Source organism: Chitinophaga sp., assembly GCF_035564935.1.
Classification (GTDB): domain Bacteria; phylum Bacteroidota; class Bacteroidia; order Chitinophagales; family Chitinophagaceae; genus Chitinophaga.
In genome coordinates this window covers 1-2,300 of the sequence record NZ_DATMTE010000033.1, presented here as the reverse complement: position 1 = coordinate 2,300, position 2,300 = coordinate 1, and the positions used below count along the sequence as shown (strand labels likewise).

Here is a 2,300-nt window from a genome sequence, read left to right as displayed (position 1 = left end):
GGTCATGTCAAAACAAAGTTTATATTTATAACCACCCCGGCAGGATACCGGTATACCAAATCGTTTTATATTCCTGCCGATAGTACATTGCCGGCTTACAACTTCGGCGTTCAGCCGGTGCCTAACGCCAATCCCGCCACTGCAAAATTTGTGCGGCTAACCGATACAGAAACCTACCAGTTTAACAACTGGATCACCGATGCAAAAGAATATGCCCGCAACGAAAACGCCGACTTCATGATCCACACCGGCGATATTTGTTACGAAAAAGGAATGGCCTTCCATGCACAATACATCAATACCCGCACCATGGGCGTACCAATGTATTACTGCATCGGTAACCACGACCTGGTAAAGGGCCCTTACGGGGAGGCATTGTATGAATCGCTGTTTGGCCCGGTGTTCTACTCCTTCGACGCCGGCCCCGCGCACTTTATTGTAACACCCATGCGCAACGGTGATTACCAGCCCTCTTATACTGCCGACGATGTAATACAATGGCTGAAAAATGATCTCGCCAACACCTCCCCCGAAAAGCCTGTGATCGTATTCAACCACGACCTGCTTACTTATGACACCCTCTTTACCATCCGTTCAAAAAACGACAGCATTAACCTGAATGAGCATCACCTCAAAGCCTGGATCTATGGCCATTGGCATATCAACTTTGCCCGTACACACGGCAACAGCGGTATCCGTTCCATCTGCGCAGCGCCGCCTCCCGATGGAGGTATCGATAACTCCGCTTCCAACTTCGATGTGATCGGCGTAGATAAAAGCGGTGTTTCGTTTGTGCAACGGCGTTATACCTATGTGCATGATCAGCTGGTGTCCGTATCTCCTGCTGCCACAGGCGTGGCGTTCGATGGAAATAAAATGGTGATCAGTGTCAACACCTATCATACTTCATCACCGGTAAATAAAGTATTGTTCAGCCTGTTCGATAAAAAGGGAGCTCTCGTTAAACAACTGCCACTGCAACCGCGTACGGACTGGAACTGGTTTACTACTACCGCCATCCCCGCTTCATGGATGAACGGCGTGTATACGGCCACGTTAGAAGCTACGCTAGGCACCGGCCGGGTGCTTTTCCGCAGGGATACATTTACGCTGGCAAAAAATACGCCTGTAAAAAACAATGCCTCCGCCACCGACTGGCCGGAAGCATTACAGAATATACAGCGTACCGGCGTTACCGGTATTGCCACCGCCGGCCCGCTGCATTTACACTGGACCGCAAACGTGGGAAGCAATATCTGGAAATCATCTCCCATATGCGCAGCCGGTAAAATATTTATTGGTACTATCGATGATGAAGGCAATCATCATAGCAGTATCACCGCACTGGATGCACAAACCGGCAAACAACTATGGCAATTCACTACCGGCAATTCCATCAAACACAGCATTAGCTACCATAATGGCCTGCTGCTGGCTACCGATGCGGAAGGCGTTACCTATGCCCTCGATGCCGCCACCGGCCAACTGCGCTGGAAACATACCGGCGATCATAACAACCTGCCAGCCTATAATTCAGGCGGCGCTATTTATAACAACATTTACTACACCGGCGCCGGCAATTATCTCCAGGCCCTGGACCTGAACACCGGCCAGGTAAAATGGACCAACCACGACTGGACCGGCGGCGAAGGTACACCCGCTGCCATGGCTATTCATAACGGCCTGCTGATCACTTCCTCCAACTGGAATCACCTGTTTGCCCACAACGCCGCCACCGGCAAACTGCAATGGAAACGTGCCGATGAAGGCATCCGCTTCCGTAGCGGTACTCCCGCTTTCTTCGATAACCTGCTGTATGTACACGGTATCAATAAACTCCATATCCTGGACCCCGCCACCGGTAAAACAACAGACAGCATCCCGGTTACTGAAGACCTCAAAACCATGACGGCGCCACTGGTAACAAACAACTATATCATTACCTGCACTGCTGCCGGTGGAATGATTGCCTTCGACAAAAAAAGCAAAAAAGAACAATGGCGCTTTGTTCCCGGCGAAGCCCTGTTTTACTCAGCGCCGTATTCTTCCCCCTCTTCCGCCACTATCGAATCCACCCCTCTGCTGACCGGCAACCGTCTTATTGCCGGTGCGTCCGACGGGTATGTATATGTGATAGATCTTCACACCGGGAAAATGATCAGCCGCTTTAATACAGGCGCCCCGGTGTTTGCTGATATGGCAGTGTATAACGGGATACTGTATGTGGCGGATTTTTCAGGCAATGTGAATGCTTTCTCACTATAAACACATTCCTCTTTTAAAAAGGATATCTCTTCAGC

Annotated in this window: 1 protein-coding gene; it reads left to right on the top strand. The window is 50.3% G+C overall.

The features are described 5' to 3' along the window. A partial coding sequence (locus VN105_RS00990; RefSeq protein ID WP_325637025.1) for a PQQ-binding-like beta-propeller repeat protein occupies window positions 1-2,265 on the top strand: 2,265 nt, incomplete at its 5' end. Between the last annotated feature and the right edge of the window lie 35 nt (window positions 2,266-2,300).